Origin of the sequence: Pseudomonas amygdali, from assembly GCF_002699855.1 — a bacterium.
GTDB lineage: Bacteria > Pseudomonadota > Gammaproteobacteria > Pseudomonadales > Pseudomonadaceae > Aquipseudomonas > Aquipseudomonas amygdali.
Map to the genome: position 1 here is coordinate 1 of NZ_LKBW01000108.1, position 5,930 is coordinate 5,930.

The 5,930-nt window shown below is 56.4% G+C and carries 3 protein-coding genes; 2 read left to right on the top strand and 1 reads right to left on the bottom strand.

All coding sequences use genetic code 11. The features are described from left to right. The first annotated feature begins 657 nt into the window (after positions 1–657). Positions 658–840 (top strand): hypothetical protein, encoded by a 183-nt coding sequence (locus tag AO277_RS28740; protein ID WP_044320021.1) that lies wholly within the window; start codon positions 658–660, stop codon positions 838–840. A gap of 103 nt (positions 841–943) precedes the next feature. Continuing rightward, the gene (locus AO277_RS28745; protein ID WP_236691298.1) at positions 944–2,653 is read left to right on the top strand and encodes a glycosyl hydrolase family 28 protein; all 1,710 of its coding nucleotides are present in this window, start codon (positions 944–946) and stop codon (positions 2,651–2,653) included. 711 nt (positions 2,654–3,364) lie between these two features. On the opposite strand, the gene AO277_RS09770 is transcribed toward AO277_RS28745, so the two are convergent. Then, positions 3,365–5,395 carry a hypothetical protein gene (locus AO277_RS09770; protein ID WP_044320024.1) on the bottom strand — a complete coding sequence of 677 codons (2,031 nt, stop codon included), beginning with the start codon at positions 5,393–5,395 and terminating at the stop codon, positions 3,365–3,367. Positions 5,396–5,930 lie beyond the last annotated feature (535 nt).

Sequence of the window (5,930 nt, forward strand, 5' to 3'; positions counted from 1 at the left end):
TTCGGTAGTTTTTTCATCGCTCCATCCTCTCAAAGGTTGGAGTCTCCGAGAAACCCGGGGCGGTTCAAATCAGCAGGTGTGGAATTCGCACTGGAATCAAGCTTACGATAACTGTAGAAAACAGTTCGGTAATGCTCACTCTGTAGTTTTAGATAGCTGGGAAGTCACTGCAGGGGGAAGGCAGTCTGATCATTGGCAAATTAATAGTGTCTGGCGTTGCAGAAGCTGACTTAAGAGGGTTTGGAGGAAACATGTAGTGAGTCGGCGCGCGAGTGTATAGGGTCTGGTTCCGGCTGGGGACGACCATCGCGCGGGTCGGTGGAAAGGAGGAGTTCACCAAGCGCACCGACATTGATTTCACCGGCGGCCTGGCGTCACATTCTACTGAACGGCCACTACACCTTCCAGAGCGGCAAATGATCGACCTGGACAGGCTGGAGCTGGGGGGAACGGAATTTTATAGGGGCCGGCTCCCCCCCCCCTTCTCGATGCTTTTGTTGATACAAGTCAATGACGGGGGCTCTTGGTTTCGTACTGGTGGAACCTAATGACTATGAACGCCAACCAAAGACTGCGTTATCTAAAAATCACGAGAAAAGACAGGTCAACATTAGCAGAACTTAATTTTCTCCCCGCAAAAGAGGCACGGAATGTCTTATGAAGCTTTCAATTGCATGCATTGGAGTGCTCATTTTCGGAGAGTTTCTGCTTGAAATTGGCCTTCCCACTACTGACCTTGTGCTTGTTAAAGAGGGGCTTTTGGCGCTCATCGCTTCAATTGTAATCTTTCTGGCAGAACTGGGCTTGGCGGCCTTGAAATCCTTGCGTGAAGGTTCTTGATCCGGAGTCGTGACCAAGCATGCCCAGCCGCTACATGCTGGGCCTAATCAGTAGAGGCTCGTCCATGTCCACCTCCAGGCAATCAACAAGAGAGGAAAACTCTATGCTTGTTCTGGCTCGCCGTGAAGGTGAAAATATTATGATTGAGGGTGGGATTGAGATCCAAGTCCTCGTTGTTTCAGAGTTTGATCAGATTGTGCGTATCGGGATTGAAGCACCGAACGTCGCCATAGTTCAATGCAAAGACCTTGACAGAAAGGTAGCTGAACACAAGCCCAGGCCTGTCATCGTTCATAAGTGTCGGTGGCGCTCATTGGTCAAAGACGCTGCAATAGTCACGTCCTGGGGCAGGGTAAGCGAGCCATCCAGCCCGCCAGTTTGCAAGCAGATCCAGGCCACACTAACGCCCAGGAACGGCTCACTGGACAATGTCGACAGTGCGGCGTTCGACTCCCAACCTGACCAGGACAGAATCCAGAGTGCAATCGACGGCTGCGCCGCCGGACAAGCCGTCCAGCTTGTCAAGGGCGCAGGTGACAGCTCAGCGTTCCTCAGCGGTCCTCTGCAACTAAAGTCCGGCGTTACACTGTGGGTCGACGAGGGCGTAACGCTTTTCGCGTCACGCAATCCCAAAGACTACGATAACGGCAAGGGCACCTGCGGAGTCGCTACTGTAGCCAATCAGGATGCCTGTAGTTCACTGATTTATGCTAAAAACACCCGCGCCAGCGGTGTGATCGGAAAAGGCGTGATTGATGGTCGCGGCGGGAGTCTGCTTACCTCAGGGGCAAATGCCAATCTGCGTAGCTGGTGGGACCTTGTTTACCAGAAGACCTTGTCCAATGCTTACCAGCAAAAACCGCGCCTGATTCAGGTCAGTGGGGGGACAGACTTTGTCATCCAGGGGCTAACGCTGCAAAACGCGCCGGCCTTCAACATTGTGACTGACGGCGTGACAGGGGTGACGGTCTGGAGGATCAAGATTTTGAATCCCAGCCGCGCCTATACGGTTGAGGGTTATCACTGCCCGACCGGTTCGACGCCCGACCAAAAGACCCCAGGGTCCTGCTTTACCCCGGAGACTGTGAAGAACACAGACGGCTTCGACCCCGGCCAATCAAACAAGGTACTGCTGGCCTACTCCTATATCAGTACAGGCGATGACAACGTAGCGATAAAGTCCAGCCGCCTCCCCGGCAGCCGGGACCTGATGTTCGCGCACAATCACTTTTACTATGGGCACGGCTTGTCCATCGGCAGTGAAACCAACGGCGGCGTCCACAACGTCAGCGTTGTGGACCTGACCGCGGACGGCGCTGACAGCCAAGACGGCATGGGGCTGAGAATAAAGTCAGGAGCCAAGAGCGGAGGAGCCGTAGACAGCGTCACCTACGAGAACGTGTGCATGCGCAACGTCAAATTCCCGATGGTGTTCGACACCAACTACGGCAGCGGCAGCGGAACCTCTTATCCTGACTTCAGCGGTATCACTATCAAAGGCTTCCGCTACTTGGGCAGCCCACGCTTCGGTGGCGGCAAGACGACCTTTGTCGGATACAATGACAACGGCCAAAAACGGCCGATTTCCATTACGCTGGATAACGTTGTTTTTGACGGAGCCCAGCCCAGCTTCACCGGGCTTACCGCGACCCACTTCAGTCTGGGGACTGGACCGGTCAGTTTCGCCAACAAACTGATGCCTTCGATAAAGGATGACGTCAAGGTGTCCGGCAGTCCTGGTAACGGAACGCCGGTCGATTGTACGGCCGCGTTTGTGCCGATGAAATCCGTGGTACCTGGCGCTCCGTTCTAGGGCCCGGGGAGCAATGGAACAGCCAACCGACTTAAGGAGCCGCAGGACTCTCCTGCTCCTGCGCTCACGGTAATCCGCTCAATGCGCTGTCCGAAAGAGGATCGTCCTACGGACGCTCAGCAAGCAGCCGCTTAATACCCGCAAATCCCCCCCCAATCAGGGAGAGGGGTATTCCTGCCTGGCGTGGATTACGTTCACGACCTCGATGGGGCGAATAGAGAAAACGGAAAAAATCTTACGGTAAGTGTAGCGGCTTGCAATCGAAAACCCGCTGGCTCGCGTTTATGAGCCTTTGCTGGCCCACATTAGTTGCGATTATCCGTAGCTGCTGGCTCGGATTATGTGCGACTCAGCTCATGGTATTTGCGACCAGCTCAAATTATCGATCAACCGGCTCACGCTATCTGCAACTGATGAGGTGTTCAGAAACTCGCGGTTTGCCTTTATAACTGGACGTTGAAATATGTGCTCAGTTCTTGGATGCGAGTAGTGGTGCTTGGCGATTAGCCCGTAGAAAGCATGCGAACCGTCCAACAAACCCTCGTTTGATGGACGGGATGCCGCCGACGTTTTCAGTCGCAGCTAATGTGAGCCCGAGGGGGCCGTCAGTCGCAGCTAATCTGAGCCGAAAATTGCGCTGATTGCGAGCACGGTCGTTTTCGATTGCAAGCCGCTACAGCTAACGTTTTACACCCTCACTTTCAAAAAGCTCTACACACCAAGGTGCCGTCGAACTTCCGAATAGTCATAGAGCTGGTCCTTCATCGACGAGATCGTCGGGGCACGGGCGGAATCCGGCGTCCGGTGTGGCAGACCTGACGCGGCCAATGCGTCGAGCGCCGACTGTAAGCTGGCTCGTGCCTGGCGCAGCTCTACCTTTGCGACCGCTAGGTTCTTCAGTCCTTCCGGGCCACTCGTGAGGCCATGTTTGAGCGCTTGGGCAACAAGCGCAAGCTCGTCCCAACGCGTATGCGCGTGTTGCTTATATCCGGCGGACGTACGCAGGTCGACATCGCGATTTCCGGCGCGAAATCGCCAGTGCTCAGCATCGGCTGTGTATACCTCGGGGTCCACGCGCAGTTGCGTCATGATCTTCTTATTGTCAGCTTTACTCATCCGCACCTCGCCCGTTGCACCGGTGAAGACAGCACCGCCCGCAGCACCCGTGCCCGCCGCCACGGCGAGCGGCGCGGGCTGCAAGCCATGGTCGTGACCTTGCGAGTCATGTACGTGGAAGCTGTCGATCGACGCGACGGCATCGACCACCGGTAGCGTCGTCCCCGTCGATACGCCGCCCTGGAATGCCTGCACGTAGCGCTGCACGATCTGTGCACCTTCGCCCGGCTTGCGCAGACGCGCTCGGCGGTTGGCCTTCTGGAGATTGTCGAGGTCGTCCAAGCAGCGTCCGATTACGCTGTCCTCAGGAATAGCGCTCCAGCGGTCCATGTTGAAAGACTCGAATTGGTCGGCGTGCATCTTCGTAACGTCTATCTTGGCGTCTAGTTCCCGCAGCTGCTTAAGAGCCAGGGCGCGCATCGGCCTGCCCGCCTCGCGCTGGACATCGATGTCCTTCTGCATCTCGAGCCGCCGCCGCATCAGCTCGCCGATGGTGTCCTCGTAAACCTCGCGAATCGCGGCGATCTGCACCTCTGGCTGGGTCAGGAACGACTGGCGCAGCTTGGACTCGGAAATATGCTCGACAGTCAGATCCTTGAAGTGGATATTCGCCGCATTGTCCTTCAGAAAGTCCCCCCACTTCGTGTTGGCGCGTAGGTTGTAGCGGTGCTTGTTGCGCCGCTCGTCCAAGTAGCCCGCTCCCCATTGCAAAGGGATAGTGCTGGCCAGAATGGCGGGGCCCGCGACTTGACCCACCACCGGAACGGTAGTGGACACAACGGTGCCTATGGCTGCCACGCCATTTACGGCCATTCCCCAACCTTTACCGTAGGTTTGCGTGCGATTCAGGCCGATGCGGCGCCGATACTGTCGGTCGGCTACGCCATGCAGCGCGAGAAAGGCGTCCACCAATCGCGGCAGCGCCTGGGGGTCGCTCTTATGGGCTCGCGCAAAATGTCCAACGGCCTCATCGAGTTGACCGCGCATCTCCCTCGCGGCTTTCACTATCTTACCCATATCGGGGCTCTTATCGATCTGAGGCGATAGGACAGGGAGTCCACCCACGCGCTTAAACGATTCCATGACGTCCGTGACGGAACGAAGGCCGCCTGTCAGAGCTGGATTGACCACGCTGGACGGCAGTTGGTGGGAAAGAATCTTGACTGTCTTGGTGACGGTCTTACTCACGCCGGGGACCTCGGAAACCCCAGCGCTGACTGCTGCGGCAGCTACGCTAACCAAGCGTCCCGCCACCGAGTGTAGTCCTTCATACAGGCCGGCTTTGTGCACGCCCTTCTTGTATTGGTCGATGTCGATATTCAATGCGGCGAGCAGGTGCCTCTGTGCAACGTCGGTGAGCTGCGTTCGGCTGAACTTGCGGGGGGCGGCCTGCACTTCGGAGATCAATTCATCGACGGGCCGGTTGACCAAGGCATCAAGGCGTTGATTGCCCGCACTCGTGCGTGGTGGCCGTGGAGAGAGACGTGCTAAGTTGTTTTTCTTGCAATAGATCTCGGCGGCCGCGCGTAACTTTACGGCTGCAAGCACGCGATCAAGGTCGAGCGGTCGGGCAATCGCGGCTTGGTAATCGGTCAGGAGCGAATGGCGCCTACCGGCGGCTGTCATAACTTCAGCACTACTGGCGGTTTGCTCAGATCCGACGCTCTGTACCTCAAACGCCAAAGGCGTTGCAACACGTTCCAATCCGTGATCGGATTTTGAACGTGTAAGCAAAGGCTGATGAGGCGTCAAGCCGTGAGCGCCGACATCAGAGCGCGTGCGCCGCATCGGACTGCCAACAAGATGTCTGCCACGGTTTTCCTCTTGTGTCACAAGGTGCCGGTGGTTGTGATGTTCCGGTGGCGCCATGCTTTCAGGCTGAACAGGGCAAATGGTCTGGATGGGAGGGGGCTCCTCCGTCAGACTTTGCGGATCTTGGAGTATTCTGTATGCATCCAGATTGCTGCTCCAGCTATTAGCCTTAATCATTGATTTTCCTAATCGCTGCCTCGACATTGTTGTTCATTTGACCAACCGGCAAGAGCCGACGCCTCGCCAATGAGTGTTCAAAAAGCACAGGAGGGTTCCAAAGACTGAACCGCCCCGGGTTTCTCGGAGACTCCAACCTTTGAGAGGATGGAGCGATGAAAAAACTACCGAA